General features: G+C 64.9%; 1 protein-coding gene. It reads right to left on the bottom strand.

Annotation, left to right across the window (positions count from 1 at the left end; translation table 11 throughout):
- Positions 1-1024, bottom strand: a 1024-nt coding sequence (locus EOL86_15650) for a hypothetical protein (protein NCD27005.1), incomplete at both ends; no start/stop codon positions are given.

Below are 1024 nucleotides of genomic sequence, written 5' to 3'. Positions count from 1 at the left end.
CGTCAACGGTGACGACAAAGCCCTCATCTCCGGCGACACTCACGCCCAGCCCTGCTTCCTGGGCCTGATATTTCAGCCCGGCCTGGGCCTGATCCCAGAATTCGAGCAGCACGCCCTGCATGGCCGTCTGTTCCACGGTGGAGGCGATGGACGCGGACTGCAGACGGGTCATGAGAATGGCCTTGGGCTCATGACGAAATTGCGACTCGGCCCGCCAGACCGTCAGGCCCGGCGTGTCCACGATCCGGCGCGGAGTGCTCCCGGCCTGTGGAACCACGGAGAAATCATCCGGAACAAAGGGATTGAGATCCGGCAGGCGCAAATCGGTCAGGGCCAAGCCGGCCCAGCGGGCCATATCCGTCGTCTCGATGGACCGGACGCTGTACGGGGTCTGGTAGAAAAAGGCTTCCCGGTCCGTGGATTGATCCGGGCCGACCACGAAGACGCGGGCGTTGGCCGGCGTGAGCGCGGTCAGGATCGAATCCACGGCGGCTCGGTCAAAGGAGTCCAGACGATAGCCGGCATAATTCACGTCGGCCACGGGATGGCGCAGCATGGTCTCTGCGGCCTGGGCCACATAGTCGAAGCCGCTGGCCAGGGGCGCGAAGCGGAATTCCATGGCCAGCATGTTCCCGAGTTGGTCGAAATACGTCCGGTCCAGCCCCTGGCGCCGCAGCAGGTCGAAATAGGAAAAGACCGTGCCCAGCACGGCCTCCCGCCGGGCATACCCTTCTTCGGTCAGTTGTAGGAACAGGGACAGGGTCACGCCGTTGCGCAGACTTGTCGTGTCGCCTCCGGCGGACAGACCCAGGGCCCAGCCCTTGTCGCGTAGGGTTTCAACCAGGGAGTTCCCGGTTTCCGTGCCCAGAACCGAGGCCACCACCCGCAGAGGCTTGGTGGCCGGGTTGTCCAGTTCCTGGGGCAGCACGAATTCGATGGTCATGCTCCGCGTTTCGCGCACGGGCCGCACCCCAAAAAGCACGCCGCGTTCGATGTCCGTGACCGGCGGGACCGTGGGCGGCTC

The organism is Deltaproteobacteria bacterium (assembly GCA_009930495.1).
In the GTDB taxonomy this organism is placed as follows: Bacteria; Desulfobacterota; Desulfovibrionia; order Desulfovibrionales; family Desulfomicrobiaceae; genus Desulfomicrobium.
The sequence above is the reverse complement of the archived record's forward strand: the minus strand, read 5'-3'. Positions and strand labels throughout refer to the sequence as shown.